The 17057-nt window shown below is 73.7% G+C and carries 18 protein-coding genes; 15 read left to right on the top strand and 3 right to left on the bottom strand.

Annotation, left to right across the window (positions count from 1 at the left end; all coding sequences use genetic code 11):
- The first annotated feature begins 132 nt into the window (after positions 1–132).
- The 13 genes from IFT88_RS05910 to IFT88_RS05850 all read left to right on the top strand — a co-directional run bounded on the left by IFT88_RS05910 (position 133) and on the right by IFT88_RS05850 (position 12099).
- Entirely contained in the window at positions 133–2148 is a 2016-nt protein-coding gene (locus IFT88_RS05910; RefSeq protein ID WP_192119516.1) for a hypothetical protein, read from the top strand.
- Between the two features lie 141 nt (positions 2149–2289).
- Positions 2290–3276, top strand: coding sequence for an aldo/keto reductase (locus tag IFT88_RS05905; RefSeq protein WP_043593039.1), 987 nt, complete (start codon positions 2290–2292; stop codon positions 3274–3276).
- Between the two features lie 191 nt (positions 3277–3467).
- On the top strand, positions 3468–3746 hold the full coding sequence (locus IFT88_RS05900; protein WP_043596093.1) for an acylphosphatase: 279 nt from the start codon (positions 3468–3470) through the stop codon (positions 3744–3746).
- 319 nt (positions 3747–4065) lie between these two features.
- Positions 4066–4584, top strand: coding sequence for a methylated-DNA--[protein]-cysteine S-methyltransferase (locus tag IFT88_RS05895; protein ID WP_043596091.1), 519 nt, complete (start codon positions 4066–4068; stop codon positions 4582–4584).
- Between the two features lies 1 nt (position 4585).
- Positions 4586–5206: a sigma-70 family RNA polymerase sigma factor gene (locus tag IFT88_RS05890; RefSeq protein ID WP_192119515.1), complete on the top strand. Its 621-nt coding sequence runs from the start codon at positions 4586–4588 to the stop codon at positions 5204–5206.
- The gene (locus IFT88_RS05885; protein ID WP_192119513.1) at positions 5203–5829 is read left to right on the top strand and encodes a methylated-DNA--[protein]-cysteine S-methyltransferase; all 627 of its coding nucleotides are present in this window, start codon (positions 5203–5205) and stop codon (positions 5827–5829) included. Before IFT88_RS05890 ends, IFT88_RS05885 begins: the two co-directional genes overlap by 4 nt.
- Before the next feature lie 23 nt (positions 5830–5852).
- Entirely contained in the window at positions 5853–6524 is a 672-nt protein-coding gene (locus tag IFT88_RS05880) for a DNA-3-methyladenine glycosylase I (RefSeq protein WP_342212112.1), read from the top strand.
- The gene (locus tag IFT88_RS17605) at positions 6521–7468 is read left to right on the top strand and encodes a DNA-3-methyladenine glycosylase 2 (protein WP_192119511.1); all 948 of its coding nucleotides are present in this window, start codon (positions 6521–6523) and stop codon (positions 7466–7468) included. Before IFT88_RS05880 ends, IFT88_RS17605 begins: the two co-directional genes overlap by 4 nt.
- Before the next feature lie 35 nt (positions 7469–7503).
- Positions 7504–8184: a hypothetical protein gene (locus tag IFT88_RS05870; RefSeq protein WP_192119509.1), complete on the top strand. Its 681-nt coding sequence runs from the start codon at positions 7504–7506 to the stop codon at positions 8182–8184.
- A 77-nt stretch (positions 8185–8261) separates the two neighbouring features.
- On the top strand, positions 8262–8594 hold the full coding sequence (locus IFT88_RS05865; RefSeq protein WP_192119507.1) for a hypothetical protein: 333 nt from the start codon (positions 8262–8264) through the stop codon (positions 8592–8594).
- Positions 8595–8699: 105 nt separating this feature from the next.
- Positions 8700–9986 (top strand): M18 family aminopeptidase, encoded by a 1287-nt coding sequence (locus IFT88_RS05860; RefSeq protein WP_192119505.1) that lies wholly within the window; start codon positions 8700–8702, stop codon positions 9984–9986.
- An 83-nt stretch (positions 9987–10069) separates the two neighbouring features.
- Complete coding sequence (locus IFT88_RS05855) at positions 10070–10801, top strand: ABC transporter ATP-binding protein (RefSeq protein ID WP_192119503.1); 732 nt, start codon at positions 10070–10072, stop codon at positions 10799–10801.
- The gene (locus IFT88_RS05850) at positions 10798–12099 is read left to right on the top strand and encodes a hypothetical protein (RefSeq protein ID WP_192119501.1); all 1302 of its coding nucleotides are present in this window, start codon (positions 10798–10800) and stop codon (positions 12097–12099) included. Before IFT88_RS05855 ends, IFT88_RS05850 begins: the two co-directional genes overlap by 4 nt.
- 12 nt (positions 12100–12111) lie before the next feature.
- Here the strand turns inward: IFT88_RS05850 and IFT88_RS05845 are convergent, their stop codons facing one another.
- Complete coding sequence (locus IFT88_RS05845; protein ID WP_199859001.1) at positions 12112–12729, bottom strand: alpha/beta hydrolase; 618 nt, start codon at positions 12727–12729, stop codon at positions 12112–12114.
- 48 nt (positions 12730–12777) lie between these two features.
- Between IFT88_RS05845 and IFT88_RS05840 the strand changes: the two genes are divergently transcribed.
- A complete protein-coding gene (locus IFT88_RS05840) occupies positions 12778–13314 on the top strand; it encodes a DUF1990 family protein (RefSeq protein ID WP_192119499.1) in 537 nt (178 codons plus the stop codon).
- 60 nt (positions 13315–13374) lie between these two features.
- Here the strand turns inward: IFT88_RS05840 and IFT88_RS05835 are convergent, their stop codons facing one another.
- A complete protein-coding gene (locus tag IFT88_RS05835; protein ID WP_199859000.1) occupies positions 13375–14085 on the bottom strand; it encodes an SRPBCC domain-containing protein in 711 nt (236 codons plus the stop codon).
- Positions 14086–14222: 137 nt separating this feature from the next.
- On the opposite strand from IFT88_RS05835, the gene IFT88_RS05830 reads away from it, so the two are divergent.
- Positions 14223–15332: an alpha/beta fold hydrolase gene (locus IFT88_RS05830; RefSeq protein WP_043596080.1), complete on the top strand. Its 1110-nt coding sequence runs from the start codon at positions 14223–14225 to the stop codon at positions 15330–15332.
- Positions 15333–15401: 69 nt separating this feature from the next.
- On the opposite strand, the gene IFT88_RS05825 is transcribed toward IFT88_RS05830, so the two are convergent.
- Positions 15402–16682 (bottom strand): Nramp family divalent metal transporter, encoded by a 1281-nt coding sequence (locus tag IFT88_RS05825; RefSeq protein ID WP_192119496.1) that lies wholly within the window; start codon positions 16680–16682, stop codon positions 15402–15404.
- Positions 16683–17057 lie beyond the last annotated feature (375 nt).

Below are 17057 nucleotides of genomic sequence, written 5' to 3'. Positions count from 1 at the left end.
CCTTCGCCGTTCCCGGCCCGCGGCGACACCCACGACGACGCCTCGGGCCGATCCGGGTGTGACACGAGATCAACAACTGAAATAACCTCGACCTCGGGGCCCGCGATCAGGCGTGGGCTCGGAGGGACGAGCATGGTCGACAGACGGATCAGGACGTGGGCGGCGGCGACGGTGACGGTCGTCATGGCCGGTGCCCTGGCACTCGGAGGCGCGACGAGCGCCTCCGCCGCCGGGCCGGGGACGGTCGGCTGGGCCGACTTCACCGTGGACGGGACGGCCCGTGCCTACACCGGCACGATGACGCTGCCCGGGGACTTCCCGCAGGCGACGTTCACGTCGACCTCCCGCCAGGCGACGATCCCCAGCGGGTCGAGCACCTGGCAGGGGACGGGCACACCGGTCGGCGCCGAATACGACTCGAGCCGCGGTCGCCCGTACCTCAACCTCCGTCCCGCCGAGGACTCGCCGACCACGGCCGCCGCCTCGGTCACGACCTACACCTTCGACCGGGCCACCCCCGCGAGCGACTGGTCGTTCGTGCTGGGCGACGTCGACGCCGACCAGGTGACCGTGTCGGCCACCGACGCCGCCGGTGCAGCCGTGCCCGCGAGCGCCCTCGGGTTCCGGAGCACCTACAACTACTGCCGCACCGCCGGTGCACCGTCGCCGTCGTGCGACGCCGCGGCGTTGCGTGACGTGCCCTCGTGGAACGCCACCACGGGCGTCCTGACCGGCAACGCGACCGCGGCCGACACCGAGGGTGCCGCCGCCTGGTTCAGCCCGACCGTGCCGCTCTCGACGCTGACCTTCACGTACCAACAGCGTTCCGGATTCCCCGTCTACCAGACCTGGTTCGTGACCAAGACGTTCACGGCGAGCGGCGCCGTGACGAACGACGGCACGGCCTACCCCGGAGCGGTCGTGACGGTGGTCGACCCGGCGACCGGCGAGGTCGTCGGGACCACCACGACGGTCGGCCCCGACGGCACCTGGTCGGTCCCCGGTCTCGTCTCGGGCACGCCCTACGAGGTCGACGTCACGACGCCCGACGGTGCCACCGACCTGCCCGCCCGCCCCGTCACCGTGGCCGGAGACGACTCGCCAGGACTCGACTTCGCTTTCACGGGCGCCGTGGCCCCGGCCGACACCGCACCCCTCACGGTCACGGTCGTGCAGGCCGACGGCACGCCCGTGGCCGACCGTCCGGTGAGCATCGTCGTGCCCGGCCAGATCGACCCGGTCGCGTCCGGGACGACCGGCGCCGACGGCTCGATCACCTTCGAAGGTCTCGACCCGGCGGCCGAGTACAACGTGGTCGACGAGGTCACGGGCATCGCCCGGGGTCCGGTCACCACGGCCTCCGGTGCCTCGATCACGCTCGACCCGACCGTCGAGGTCACGACGAGCATCGTGAACCCCGACGGGTCGGCGCCCGCGACCGGGTCGACCGTCGACATCGTGCCGGTCGGCGAGACCACGCCGGTGGCGAGCGTCGAGACCGGCGCGGGCGGCTCGTTCACGGCCGGCGGCCTGACCCCTGGTGAGCAGTACGAGGTGATCCTGAACGAGGACGTCGACTCGGCCGTCACGATCACCGCACCCGCGACGAGCGGGACCATCCCGCCGGTGCAGATCGCCGCGCCCGACACGGTCACCGTCGAGGGCACCGTCGTGAACTCCGACGGCACGCCGGCCGCGGGCCTCCCGTTGCAGGTGGTCGAGGCCGACGCCGCCGAGCCCGAGCCCGCGGCGAGCCCGACCACCGATGCGGCCGGCCTCTACCGCGCCGAGGCGCTCGTCCCCGGGACGGACTACGCGGTGGTCCTGGACGGCGAGGTCGTCGGCACCTTCGCGGCACCGTTCGCCGACGGGACCGTCCCGACCATCACCCTCGCCGCGCCTCCCGTGGTGACTCCGGTGCCCGACCCCGCGCCGAGCCCCGACCCCACCGTGTCGCCGGCACCCGTCGTGCCCGCGGCCGGTGGGTCCGGCACCGGCGGATCGGGCACCGGCGGCTCGGGCCGGCCTCTCGCCTACACGGGCAGCGAACCCGGTCTGCCCCTCGGCCTCGGCGCCGCCGCACTGGCCCTGGGCCTCGCCCTCGTCACCGGCTCGGCCGTCGTCCGGCGCCGGGTGGAGCGCCGCTGACGGCCGTGAGCGCCGGGTCCTGAACCCGGCAGACCGAGGAGGCGCGGTGTCCGGTCGACGGGCACCGCGCCTCCTGCGGTTCCGCCGGGCCGCGCACCGGGCCTGTGCCGTCGCCGGGGGCGAGGGAGTTGGCTCGGGACCATGAAGAACACCACACTCGGCCAGGTCGACGGCGGACTCGACGTCGGCCGCCTCGGCCTCGGCCTCATGGGCATGTCCGCCTTCTACACCGGCAACAGCACCGACGACGACGAGTCGGTGCGTGTCATCCACCGGGCGCTCGACGTCGGCGTCACCCTGCTCGACACCGCCGACATGTACGGCCCCCACACGAACGAGCAGTTGCTCGGCCGCGCTCTCAAGGGCCGCCGCGACCAGGCCGTGGTCGCGACGAAGTTCGGCAACGTCACCGACCCCGAGGCCCGCGCCGAACGCACGGTCGACGGTCGTCCCGAGTACGTCCGCCGGTCGGTCGACGGATCGCTGCAGCGCCTCGGCATCGACCACATCGACCTCTACTACCAGCACCGCGTCGACCCCCGGGTGCCCATCGAGGAGACCGTGGGCGCCATGGGCGAACTCGTCACGGCCGGCAAGGTGAGGTTCCTCGGGCTGTCCGAGGCCGCACCCGAGACGATCCGCCGCGCCCACGCGACGCACCCGATCACCGCCCTGCAGACCGAGTGGTCGCTGTGGAGTCGCGAGCCCGAGGCCGAGATCCTGCCGACCGTCCGCGAACTCGGCATCGGCTTCGTGCCCTACTCGCCGCTCGGTCGTGGGTTCCTCACGGGCACCATCCGCTCGGTCGACGAGCTCGCCGAGGACGACTTCCGCCGCTTCGCACCCCGCTTCTCGGGCGACAACCTGCAGGCCAACATCCGCATCGTGCAGCAGGTCGACGAGGTCGCCCGGGCCGTCGGAGCCACACCCGGTCAGGTCGCGCTCGCCTGGCTGCTCGCCAAGGGCGAGGGCATCGTGCCGATCCCGGGCACGAAGCGCCGCGCCTACCTCGACGAGAACGTCGCGGCCGACGACGTCGTGCTCGACGCCGAGCAGATGCACCAGCTCGACGACGTGGCCGCGCCGAAGGGTGCCCGCTACGCCGACATGTCGACGGTCGACGAGTAGGCCACCGGCACCACACCGTCGGCTCGGCCGTCGCCCGGCGTGAGCCGTGGCTCCGCCACCCCGCCACGAAATGAACATCCCGCCACGTTTTCTCGTGGCGGGATTTTCATTTCGTGGCGGGGTGGGACGTTCGGGCTTGCCCCGGGCGAGAAACGAGGGCCAGGCCGAGGAGGCGCGGGTACGGTCGAGCGATGGACGACGTGATCAGACGCCGGGCCCTCGTGCACGGCTCGGTGCAGGGCGTGGGTTTCCGTTTCTCGACCGAGGGCGAGGCGGACCGACTCGAGGTCGGCGGCTTCGTCCGCAACCTGCCCGACGGGACGGTCGAGGTCGAGGTCGAGGGACGGCCCGACCGGGTGGCGCTGCTGCTCGAGTGGCTCGACGAGGGGCCCCGGGGCGCCCGGGTCGACCGGGTCGACGTGAGCGAGCTCGCCCCCGTGGGTGAGAGCGAGTTCAGCACGCGCCACTAGCTGCGGGGCGGTCACGAGCTCGAGCACGCGTCATGAGCTCGACCGTCGGTCACGAGCGGTCCGGGCGAGCGGGGACGAAGAACCCGGCCCGGACGCTCACACACACCCGACAGTGTGGAGTGCCCGGACCGGGCATTCAAGGGTACCTGCTCGTCGCCCCGTCCCGATCACCCGGACCGGTTCGGTCGGTCCGGGCGGCCCCGCCAGCCCGGACGGTCCCACGGCGCCGTGACCCCGATCGGTTCGACCGGTGACCTCACATCCGGTGACGCTGCCGCGTCTACGGGGTGAGTACCATCGCCGAGAGCCAGGAGGCACCGTGAGCGTCCACACCACCGTCGACACCCCCGTCGGCACGCTGACCGTCGTCGGGGCCGAGACGGGCCTCGTCGGCCTCTACTTCGACGAGCACCGCCACCTGCCCGATCCGACCGGCTTCGGCCCGGTCTCGCAGGACGGCGTCGGGCTGAGCGACTTCGTCGAGGTCGAGCGCCAGCTCGGTGGGTACTTCGCCGGCGAGCGCCGCTCCTTCGACCTGCCGCTGGCACCACGCGGCAACGACTTCCAGGTGCGGGTGTGGGCCCTCCTGCGCGACATCCCCTTCGGCGAGACGCGCAGCTACGGGCAGCTCGCGATCGCGCTCGGCGGCGTCGGCCTGGCCCGGGCGGTCGGGGCCGCCAACGGGCTCAACCCGCTGAGCATCGTCGTGCCGTGCCACCGAGTGGTCGGCTCGGGCGGAGCCCTCGTCGGCTACGCCGGCGGGCTCGACCGCAAACGATTCCTGCTCGGGCTCGAGGCCGACCAGCCGTCGGGCCCCGACTCCGGTCGGCTGTTCTGACGTGGAACCCTTCGAGCGCGTGGTCGCCCGGCACGGTCGCACGGTCTGGCGCGTCTGCCGGGCCGTGCTCGACGAGCACGACACCGACGACGCCTGGAGCGAGACGTTCGTGGCGGCCCTCGTCGCCTATCCGTCGCTCCCCGCGTCGACGAACCTCGAGGCGTGGCTGGTGACCATCGCGCATCGCAAGGCGATCGACGTGCTGCGGGCACGGGAGCGTCGCCCCCGCCCGGTCGAGACGGTGCCCGAACCGCCGCCCGCGCCTCCTCACGACGAGAACGTCGCGCGCGCGGACGAGCTCGACGGGGCGTTGCGCACCCTGCCGCCGGGCCAGCGGCGTGCCGTGGTCTACCACCACCTCGTCGGGCTCTCGCATCGCGAGGTCGCCGAGGTGACCGGCATCAGCGCGGACGCGGCCCGGCGCGCGTCCGCCGACGGGATCGCGGCGCTGCGCCGGCTGCTGGCCGAACCGGCGACGCCCCGACGGACCGGCACCTCGGGGCGGAGCGCCCGCCGCGCCTCCGTCCCGCCCGCCCCCGCACCGCCCGCCTCCACACCGGCCGCCTCCGTCCCGCCCGCCCCCGCACCGCCCGCCTCCCCCGAGCCGAAGGGCACCCGATGACCACCTCCCCCGCCGACGCGTCGACCGACCCGCGCCTCCTGTTGACCGGTCTCGACCCGGCCGACGACCGTCTCGCCGCCCTGCACGCCCGCTTCGCCGAGGCCGCCCTCGACGCCGGGGCGGTCGACGTGGCGTACCGCACCCTCGACTCCCCCGTCGGGCGGCTGCTCGTCTGCGCGACCGACGTGGGCGTGCTGCGGGTGGCCTTCGAGATCGAGGGGCACGACACGGTGCTCGACCGCCTGGCCGCGACCGTGAGCCCGCGCATCGTCGAGGCGCCGTCGCGGCTCGACGCCGTCGCGCGCGAGCTCGACGAGTACTTCCGCGGCGAGCGCCGCGCGTTCGACCTGCCGCTCGACCGGCGTCTGTCGAAGGGCTTCCAGCGGACGGTGCTCGAGCACCTGCCCGACATCGGCTACGGCGCGACGGCGAGCTACGCGGCGGTCGCCCTCGCCTCGGGCAGCCCCCGGGCGGTGCGGGCCGTCGGCACGGCCTGCGCCACGAACCCGCTGCCGGTCGTCGTGCCCTGCCACCGGGTGGTGCGGAGCGACGGGACCGCCGGCAACTACCGTGGGGGCATGGCGGCCAAGCAGATCCTGATCGACCTCGAGGCACGCGCGTGAGCGACGGGGTGACCCCGGGAGCGGTGCCGCCGAGCCCGGCCGACACAGGCGTCGCGAGCGCGGGCGTCGTGGTCGGTGACGACGGGCTGGCGCGGCCGGTCTGGGCGTCGACCGACCCGCTGCTGCGCGACTACTACGACACCGAGTGGGGCCTGCCCGTCCGCGACGAGCGCGGCTTGTTCGAACGGCTGAGCCTCGAGGCGTTCCAGTCCGGGCTGTCGTGGGCGACGATCCTGCGCAAGCGGCCCGCGTTCCGGCGCGCGTTCTCCGACTTCGACCCCGAGGTCGTCGCCCGCTTCGGCGACGAGGACCGGGCACGGCTGATGGCCGACGCGGGGATCGTCCGCAACCGGCTCAAGGTGGACGCGACGATCCGCAACGCGCGGGCGACGCTCGACCTGAGGGCCGACGGCGGCCTGGTCGACTTCGTCTGGTCGTTCCGGCCGGCCGAGACGCCCCGGCCGCGCACGATGGCCGAGGTGCCGACGACGTCGCGCGAGTCGCTCGCCCTCTCGAAGGCGCTCAAGGCGAAGGGCTTCACCTTCGTGGGGCCGACCACAATGCACGCGCTGATGGAGGCCGCGGGCATCGTCGACACGCACCTCGTCGACAGCCACCGCCGCGGGTCGTCGGGGGTGTGGGGCGACGACGGTCGGCCCGTGGAGGCCGGCGGCGGCCGGGCGGCCCGATCGTGACGGAGGTCCCGCCCGAGACGGCGGCACCCGAGGGGGCAGCACGCGACGGGTCGGCCGCGCGCTTCGTCGTCGAACCCGTCGGCGCCTGGGACCACGCCCACGCCGTGGGGTTGCTGGCCGCGCACAGCGTGCCGGGAGCCGAAGCCACCGACGTCGCCGCGGCCACGCACGCGCGACTGGTCGAGCTGGGCTCGGGGGCCGCGCGCGCCTCCTACCGGCTGGACCTGTCGTTCGCGTCGACCCGGGTCGACGTGGCGATGACCGGGCCCGACGGCGTGCTGCCGACGGAGGCGACGATCGACGAGGCACGACGCGTCGTGCGGACGTGGCTCGACCTCGACACCGACCTCGACGACGTCGAGCGGGGCTTCGCCGACGACCGGGTGCTCGGGCCGCTCGTCGCGGCGCGTCCGGGCATCCGCGTGACGGGCAACCCCGACGGGTTCGAGACGGCCGTGATGACTGTGCTGGGGCAGCAGGTCTCACTCGCCGCGGCGCGCACCTTCACCGGGCGACTCGTGGCGGCCTACGGCGAGCCGGTCGCGGGGACGGGCCTCACGCGGTTCCCCCGCGCCGACCGTCTGGCGGCCGCCGACGTCGACGAGCTGCGGGCCGCGGTCGGCGTGACGAACAGTCGGGCGAGGACGATCCACGCCCTGGCCGAGGTCGTCGCCGACGGGCTCGTCATCGCCCCCGACGTCGACCACGCCGACGCCCGCCGACGCCTGCTCGCCGTGCCCGGCATCGGCCCGTGGACCGTCGACTACCTGGCCGTACGAGCCCTCGGCGACCGCGACGCCTGGCCCGCGGGCGACCTCGTGCTGCGGCGCGTGATGGGCGGCCTGACGACGAAGGAGGCCGAGGTCGCCGGCGCACCGTGGTCGCCCTGGCGCGCCTACGCCCTGTTCCACCTCTGGGCCGCGGTGCTGCCGACCGCGCCGTGACGCGCCCGGCCGCCGCCATCGTCGATACTCGTCCGGTGGACATCGACGGCACCCTCGACATCGTCACCGCGCATCGCGCCGCGGACGAGATCGAGGAGGCGCGGGTCCTGTTGCGAGCGCTGGCCGAGCAGGCGCCCCGGGATCTGGTCGTCCGGATGGCCCTGACGGACTTCGCCCGGGCGGAAGGCCATGTCGACCAGGCGGCCCGGTGGGGCATCGTGATCGACGGCTACACGACCGCCCACGAACGCCGGGTGTTCTGGCGCGTGCTGACCGGCATCACGACCCTCGACCGTCTCCGCACCTATCTGCGACTCGAACCGGGTACCGACCTGCCCCGCGATCTCGCGGCCATCATGCCACCGCACCTCGGTGGCACACATGTCGACGGGTTCTACGACGAGTACCGCTATCGGGACGTCGACACGGGGCCGTCACTGAAGGGGCTGGGGGACGCGGCGCTCCTGCCCATGTGGATCAGTGCGCCCGTCCCGGCCGTTGCGGCAGGACTGTCCGCGTGGCAGCGCGATTCTCCGTCCCCGGCACTGGCCGTCGTCGCTGCCGCCCTCGCCCTCGTGAGCACGGCGGCGACCGTCGGCTGGATCGTCTACGGCGTCCGCAACCGCACCGTCGGACTCCCGCTCGTCGCCGTGGGCCTGCTCGTCGCCGGCGTCTGGTTCGCCCTCCACGCGACCTCCCTTCCCGTGCCCGATTGACGGGCGCCGAACACCGTGGATCGGGGGCGTCTACCGTTCCACTCCCCGACATTTCCTCCACGACGAGAGCGGCCAGCATGAACACCGACGACGACCGACCCGACGACCAGGCGGCGGTCGAGGCCGCCGCGATCGAGACGCACCGGGCCGCCCACGGCACGGGCCCGACCGACACGCAGGGCGCGCCCGCCACATCGGGCGAGGCGACGCCGGACGGCGACGTCACGCAGCCGCTCGGCGGCAGCCACTCGGGCGAGGACGGCTACGTGGCCGTCAGCCCCGGGGGCGTCTCGGGCGAGCAGGACGCCGCCCTGACCGTCGACGACGAGGACCCGCACTCGGCCGACCCCGAGGCGAACGCCCACCGCGGCGACATCGGCGCGAACCGCGGCGGCAGCGGCGGCCGCTGACACGGTGGGAGACCCCAGGAAGTCGCCGAGACCCGCGTGCGCGAGCGGGGGTCTCAACGACATCCTGGGGTCTCGGCGGCGACGGGGTGGTGCATGCTGGTGGGGATGACTGACACGCGCCCCCACCTCGACGACTTCGCCCGCTTCATCCAGGCCTCGCCCTCGTCCTTCCACGCCGCGGCCGAGGCCGCCCGCCGGCTCGACGACGCCGGGTTCACCGCCCTCGACGAGACCGCCGAGTGGCCCTCGGGCCCGGGCCGTCGCTACGTCGTGCGCGACGGCGCGGTCATCGCCTGGATCGAGCCGGCCACCGCGACGGCCACGACGCCCTTCCGCGTCGTCGGAGCGCACACCGACTCCCCCGGCTTCAAGCTGAAGCCCAAGCCGACGACCGGCACCCGCGGCTGGCTGCAGGCCGGCGTCGAGGTCTACGGCGGTCCGCTGTTCAACTCGTGGCTCGACCGCGACCTCGAGTTCGCCGGCCGACTGGTCACCCGCAGCGGCGAGACGCACCTGGTGCGCACCGGGCCGCTGCTGCGCTTCCCGCAGCTCGCCGTCCACCTCGACCGAGGCGTCAACGCCGACGGCCTCAAGCTCGACCCCCAGCGCCACCTGAACCCCGTGGTCGGGGCGGGGCCGCTCGACGAGGCCGACGTCCTCGGCCACCTCGCCGCGTTGGCCGGGCTGACCGGAGCCGACGTGACCGGTTACGACGTGGTCGTGGCCGACACCGCGCCTCCTGCGGTCCTGGGGATGTCGGGCGAGCTCTTCGCCGCCGGGCGCATGGACAACCTGTCGTCGACCCACGCCGGTCTCGTCGCACTGATCGAGACGGCGACCTCGGGCGTCGAACTCGACCACGTCGCCGTGTTCGCGGCGTTCGACCACGAAGAGGTCGGTTCGGCCACCCCGTCGGGTGCGGCCGGGCCGCTGCTCGAGGACGTCCTGGCCCGGGTCTCGGCCGGTCTCGGGGCGACGACGACCGATCACCGCCGGGCACTCGCCGGGTCGTGGTGCCTGAGCGCGGACGCCGGGCACGCGGTGCACCCGAACTACCCCGAGCGGCACGACCCGGTCAACCAGCCGGTCGTCAACCGCGGGCCGCTGCTCAAGATCAACGCGAACCAGCGCTACGCCACCGACGGGCTCGGGGCGGCCGAGTGGTCGCGGGCGTGCGAGCAGGCGGGTGTGCCGTTCCAGGAGTTCGTCTCGAACAACTCGGTGCCCTGCGGCTCGACCATCGGACCGATCACCGCGACGCGACTCGGCATCCGGACGATCGACGTCGGCATCCCGTTGCTCGGCATGCACTCGGCCCGCGAGTTGTGCGGCGCCGACGACCCGGCCTACCTGTCGCGCGCCGCCGCGGCCTTCCTCGCGCCGGACGCGTAGGCCCGGCGCCGACGACCGCCCTGCCCCGCCCTAGGCGGTTCGCCGTGACATGACGGTCTGACATGTCACGGTAGTTTGGTGCGATGCACGAGGCGAATCGACTGCGGCTGGCGGACGTCGAGATCCGGTACGGGCGCCGACCGGTGGTGGTCGCCCCTGCACTCGAGATCGCCAGGTCGTCCACGACGGCACTCGTGGGAGCATCCGGCAGCGGCAAGAGCTCTCTGCTCCGGTGCCTGACGGGCCTCCAGCGCCCTTCCTCGGGCCGGGTCTTCGTCGACGACCTCGAACTCACCTCCCTGTCCCCGTCCCGGCTCGCTCGCCGTCGGCGTGAGCTGTTCGGCATCGTCCTGCAGGACGGCGGCCTCGTTCCGTCGCTGTCGGCCTTGGACAACGTGCAGGTCGCCCTCGACCTCCGCCGCATCCCGAGGTCGCGATCCACCGCCCGATCGACCCTCGCCAACCTCGGCCTGACCCGACTGGCCGACCGGCGACCCGACGAGCTGTCCGGCGGCGAGCGGCAGAGAGTCGCCTTCGCCCGGGTGCTGGCCCAGCGAGCACCGTTCGCGACGTTGGACGAACCGACCTCGAGCCTCGACGCCGAGAGCCGCGCCGACGTCGTCGACGGCATCCGCGCTCTCGCGGCCGCGGGGTGCGGCACGGTGCTGGTCACCCACGATCTCGAGCTCGCCGCGGGCGTCGACGCCGTCGCGGCGATCACCGAGGGGCAGGTCGTCACGCATCCGGGCCCGACGACGGCGTCGGACATCCGCCGGCGGATGCGAGCCGTGCACGACGCTCAGAACGAGAGATGATCGGCCTCGCTCGTCTCGTCCGGGCATCCCTGCGCACGCTCGTGACCGACCGGGGCACCTGGTTCGCCTTCGCCACCGTCGTCCTGGTCACCACCGTCGTCACCGGCCTCGCCCTGACCGGTGTCGAGTCGGCCGGCGGTGCGCCCGCCCCCCTCGGAGGCATCGTCCGCTCGTGGACCACTCCCGCGGCGTTCATGGCCGTCGTCGCCGGCACGACGTGCCTCGCCGCCGTGTCACGGCTGACCCAGTCACAGTTCGACCCGACCCGTCTCGCCTGGGTGCCCTTGGGCGTCCTGCCGTGGCAGGGGCGCACCCTCATCGCACTCGAGACGGCCGTCGTGACCGTCGCGGCCACCACCGGGGGTCTCGCGATCGTGATCGTCACCGCCACGGCCCTCGACCCGTTGACCACCCCCTGGGGTTCCCTCGCCCTCACCACGGGTCCGCTGGTCACCGTCGGCACACCGGTCGTCGTCGCCCTGTCGCTGACTCCGGCGCTGGTCGGCGCGACGAGACGCTTCCCGCCGCGTCCGCGACGGGCGAGGCTCGGCCGCGTGCTCGGTTGCGCGATCCCCGCCGCGGCCGTCGTGGTGCTCCTGGCCCTGATGCCGTCCACTCCGACCAGGGACGACGACGTGGCCGGGCTGGTGCCCTGGTCACTCCTCCTCGTCGTCCTCGGCTCCGCCGCCGCGTCGACGATCGGTCCCGCGGCCTGCCGCCTCGTCACCGCCGGGCTCGATCGGGCCCTGATCGGCACTCGATGGAACGTCCTCCGGCTCGCCCTCCGGGCCGTCGCGGACGGTGTCCGCCGAGACGGGGCAGGCCTCTCGGTGCCGATGGTCGGCGTCGCCGTCCCCGGCGGGCTCACCGCCGTCTTCCTGGCGGGCGACGAGGCCCTTCGCGCGTTCGGATCGCTCGCCTCGTCGGACGCGACGATCAACTGGCCGGCCGTGACCGGTCTGGCCGCGGCACCCGCCGTCCTCGCAGCGGTCGCGGGCGCACTCCTCTTCAGCCTGTCGGCCCCGATCCGCCGAGACTCGGGACGCGCACTGCTGGCCGCCGGAGCCACCCCGGCGACCCTCCGGGCGATCGCCTCATCCGAGGCCGTCCTCCTCTGGGCCTTGGGGACCCTGGGTGCCGTCACCGTGGTCACGGTCTCGGCCTCTCCGCTCTTGTCCACCGCCCAGGGCGACCTCGGCACATGGGCGGCCGTGACCCTGAACCCGGTCATGCTGTGCTGTTCCGGGCTCGCCCTCGTCGCGCTGCTGATCGGCAGTTCGCTCGGTCGGCGTTCGTGACCGCACGGCGGATCAGCCGAACGCCTCCGCTGCGGGCACCCCGAGCGCCCAGGCCAGCACGGCCGACCACTCTCCGTAGCCCGAGTCGGGGGTGAGGTGACCGCCTCGGGGCACGACGACGACCGGGGCGTCGACCCGCGCCTCCCAGGTGTCGACCGGGCCGAGCGGCAGCCACTCGTCGTCGTCCCCGGCGACGACGACCGCCTCGGCGGACCCGCCGGGCGAGAGCCGACGTCCGTCGAACAGATCGCCGGCCACGAACGCGTGGATCGGCTGGCCGGCGATCAGCTCAGGCGACGGAGGCGCGACCAGCGCCACCCGGTCGGCCCGCGGAGGCGCGTCGCCGGCCTGCAGCCTCAGCCAGAGCAGGCACGAGAGGCTGTGGCACAGCACCGTCAGCGGCAGGTCCCCGGGGAGGCCGTCGAGCTCGTGTCGCACCGCAGCGTCCCAGGCGGCGGGCGTGGGTTCGTCGGCGCCGGGCAGCTGCGGGTAGCGCACGACGTGCCCCCGGGCCTCGAGCTCGCCGGCGAGCCACCGCTGCCAGTGGCCCTCGGGGCGGTGGTTCTGCCAGCCGTGCAGGATCAGGTAGGCCGTGGGCGGGGTCGGCGTCGGGGCGATCGCGTCGGTCACGGTCCGATCATGCCCCGGCCGAGCGTCATGACGTGGCAGGGTCGACCCATGACGTCACACCCGTCCCGCGCCCGGTTCGGCGACGGCTACGCCTTCGAGGGCGAGCCCACCCTCGACGGTCCCCCGCCGACCGGATTCCACGTGACGACGCGTAGTCGGGTGATCGGCCACGGCCGGGCCGCCTTCGAGGCCGCAGGGGACGCCGTGCTGCACTGGCAGGTGCACCGCGGCTCGGGCTTCGTGCCCCTCGAGGTGCCCGTCCGCGTGGCCGTCGATGCGACGAGCGTCTGGGGCGTGACCCTCGGCCCCGTGCACCCACCGGTCGCCTGCCGGGTGTTCGCCGTCGTCCGGTCCGCCACCGAGATCGGCTTCGGACACGCCGCCCTGGTCGGCCACCCCCAGCGCGGCTGGGAGAGCTACCGCGTGCACCACCACGACGACGACCGCGTCACCCTCGACATCCGCGTCGTCTGGCTCCCCGCCGCGTGGTGGATGCGGGCCGCCGGGCCGGCGTCCGCACTCGCCCTCTCGCTGATCCTGCGGCGCAACCTCCGTGCCCTCGACGTCGTCGTGGCCTCTGCCTGACGGCACCGCGCCCTCACCGGACGGCCCGGTCACCCCTCCGTGGGGACGAGGAGGCACGGCTCACGCGAACAGGTCGTCGAGCCACCTGTGCCAGGCCGACCCGGTCGCGGCGGCGTCGGCCCCGTCGGCGAAGTCGTGGACGCTGACGCTCACCCCGGCCCCCCAGGCCTCCCGCCCGAAGACGCGGACGAGCGCGCTCGCGGTCCGCAGCCCCACGAACGACGCCGTGCGGTACGAGAGTCCCGCGGCGACCGGACCGACGCCGGGCAGGTCGACCACGACGGCGTCACCGACCTCGACGTCGTCGGCCAGGTCGAGGGCCTGCAGCACCCGGGCGGCCGATCCCGCCGCCCGCGACGACTCCGGGGCGTCGACGCTCGTGAACGTGGCCTCCCGGCCCGTGAACCACGCGACGTACTCGGCGAGGGTGTGCAGGTAGAAGTCGGTGTGCTCCTCGACGCCGGGCACCTGCCCCTCGTCGAAGACGCTCGAGTGCCGGTAGGTCAGCCGGGTCGCCTCCTCGGTGTCGTCGCCTGCCTCGAGGACGAAGTCGAGCTCGTTGAACCAGCCGCCCTCGCCCTCCATGCGGTTGGCGTAGTGGCGACCCGGTCGCCAGGCCGTGACCACCCCGCCCGGCCCGGCCGCGCCTCCCACCCGGGGTTCGACCTCGCCGGGCCAGAGCCACCCGCCGGTGCCCGTGGTGACGGCGTCGAAGACCACGGCGGGAGGCGCGGCGAGGGTGACGGTCCGGACGATGTCGGCAGCGGGCACGATGACTCTTCTCTCGTCGAGGCGGGTGGGTCGGAGGCGGTGGGCCGCGGGTGGGACCCGGCGGGGTCAGCCTGCCACCGGGGACCCCGCCTGCGCCAGCGTCCCGGGCTCCGAGCCCACCGTGCCACACTGATCCGATGACCCCTCGACGTCGCCACGCCGGTTCGCCACGCCGTGCGGCCGCCCGCGACGCCTCGCGAGCGGGGGACGTCGACACGACCGTCACCGTGCGTCGCGTCGAGCGGGGCGACCTCTACGTGCGGGTGAACACGATCGGCGACACCGGCGACCGTCCGTTCGTCCTCGTGCCGGGCATCGGCGTCTCGTCCGACTACTTCGAGCGCCTCGCGCCGAACCTCAACGAGTTCGGCCCCGTGCACGCTCTCGACCTGCCGGGCTTCGCCGGGGTGCCGCACCCGGGTCACGCCCTGAGCATCCGCGAGTACGCCGACCTCGTCGGCACCGCCATCGACGAACTGGGACTCCACGACCCGGTCGTCGTCGGGCACTCGATGGGCACGCAGATCGTCGTCGACCTCGCCGCGCGCCGACCCGACCTGTCGACCGTCGTGCTGATCGGGCCGGTGATCGACCCGGCCCATCGTCACGTGCTCGAGCAGGCGGTGCGGTTCGCCCGGGCCGCCTGGCACGAGCCCGGCCGGGTGAAGTTCCTGGCCCTGAGCGCGTACGTGCTCTGCGGGGTGCGCTGGTTCTCGCGCATCCTGCCGAAGATGATGACCTACCCGATCGAGCAGCACCTGCCGCAGATCGCCGCCGACACCCTGGTCATCCGGGGTGAGCACGACGCCGTCGCCCCGCGCGAGTGGGTGCGCCGCGTCGGCGAACTGCTCCCCTCGTCCCGCCTGTGGGAGATGCCCGGGGCCGCCCACTCCGTCATGCACGCCCACGCCGAAGAGGTCGCCAAGCTCTGCGTCGAGCACGCCCAACAGCCGATCCGACACGACGAGGGCGTCGAGCTGCACCACTACGTCGACGCGGGGGACGGCGACGAGAGCGACGACTTCAGCCCCAGCCCGGCCGACTTCGTGAAGGCCGTGGGGGCGCGCCTGCGTTCGACCGCGGCGACCATGCGCGGTGACGACGAGGCCCTCGCGAAGGCCAAGACGGACCACGCCGAGTCGATGCAGGCGGCGTTCGACCGTCGCCAGGCCGAGAAGGCCGCGGCCGGCGCCGACCCCGACGACGGCCCGCACATCGAACCCACGACCGGCGGCGCCGACCGCTGACGGTGCAGCTCGTCTCGGGTCGGGGCGGGTCGGGAACGCAGGAGGCGCGGGTCACCTCGCCGCCGCCCCTCACACCCCCGAGACGGTCAGCCCGATCAGCACGAGGTTGAGGGCCACGACGACGACCACGGCCACCCAGCCGGCGATCCGCGTCCCGACGGCGTTGACGCCCGTGCCCATGAGCGACCGGTCGCTCGTCGCGACGACGAGGGGCACGAGGGCGAACGCGATGCCGAAGCTCAGCACGACCTGGCTGAGCACGAGCAACCACGTCGGGCTGATGCCCGTCGCGAGCAGCACGAGGGCCGGGATCAACGTGACGACCCGGCGCACCATGAGCGGCACCTGCACGTGCAGCAGGCCCTTCATGATCTCGGCGCCCGCCATCGCCCCGATCGACGTCGACGCGAGACCGGACGCGAGGAGGCCTACGGCGAACAGGACGCCGATCACGGGCCCGAGTGCCGCCGCGATGGCCCGCTGGGCCCCGGGGATCGTGTCGGTGCCGTCCTGACCCGACAGGGTCGAGGCCGCGAGCACGAGCATGGCGATGTTGACGCCGCCGGCGACGAACAACGCCAGCACGACGTCCCACCGGGTGGCTTTCAGCACACGGGCACGGTCGGCCCCCTCGGCCACGACGCCGTGGTGGTCGCGAGTGAGCGCGGAGTGCAGGTAGACCGCGTGCGGCATGACCGTCGCGCCGAGCATCGACGCGGCGAGCAGCACGGCCGTGCTGTCCTCGAAGCGGGGCACGAGACCGGCGAGCATGCCGCCGGCCGACGGCGGGGCGAAGAGCAGACCAGCGCAGAAGCCGAGCGTGAGAACGGCCAACAGGGCGATGACGACGGTCTGGAAGACCCGCCCGCTGCGGTACCTCGTGAGCAGCAGCAGGCCGAGCGAGACGAGGCCGGTGATCAAGCCCCCGACGACCAGCGGCACCCCGAAGAGCAGCTGGAGCGCGAGGGCTCCACCGATGATCTCGGCGACGTCGGTCGCGGCCGCCACCAGCTCGGCCTGACCCCAGTAAACCAGCCGGAGGGGCCGACGACGGAGGCGCGTGCCCATCACCTCGGGCAACGAGCGCCCCGTGACGATGCCGAGCTTCGCCGACAGGTACTGGACGAGCACCGCGATGGCGTTGGCCAGCACGAGCACCCAGAGCAGCGTGTACTGGTACGCCGCCCCGGCCGTCAGGTTGGCGGCGACGTTGCCGGGGTCGACGTACGCGATCGCGGCGACGAACGCCGGGCCGAGCAGGGTGCCGCGCGGTCGGGCGTGCACGACCCGCGGGGGGCGGCCGTCACGGGGCGGGTCGGCGTCGGCACGGCGGGCGTCGGTCGAGCTCATGCCTCGACCCTAGCAAGGTTTCGGCCTACCGAAACCTTGGTATTGCGTGCCCTCAACAATGCGGCTACGCAAAGAACCCCGTTCCGTGCGATGAACCACGAAGGATCGTGGTTCATCGCACGGAACGGGGTTCGAGCTCGATCCGGTCCGTGCAGGATCAGCCCCGAGGCGCACCGTCCAGGGGTCGGCTGAAGTCAGCCGGGCCGGCGACGGCCGGCCGGCCGGCCGGCCGTTGTTACTCCGTGGCGGCGGTGATCTTCGCGACGCCGACGAGCATCTCGTCCTGGACGGCGTCGGTCCCGAAGGTCTGGTTCAGCAGCGACGCGGCGTCGGGGCTGATGTGGACGGTGGTGCCTTCGAGGACGGCGTTGGAGC

The sequence above is a fragment of the Frigoribacterium sp. CFBP 8751 genome, from assembly GCF_014841545.1.
Classification (GTDB): Bacteria; Actinomycetota; Actinomycetes; order Actinomycetales; family Microbacteriaceae; genus Frigoribacterium.
This window is presented reverse-complemented; position numbering and strand designations above follow the sequence as displayed.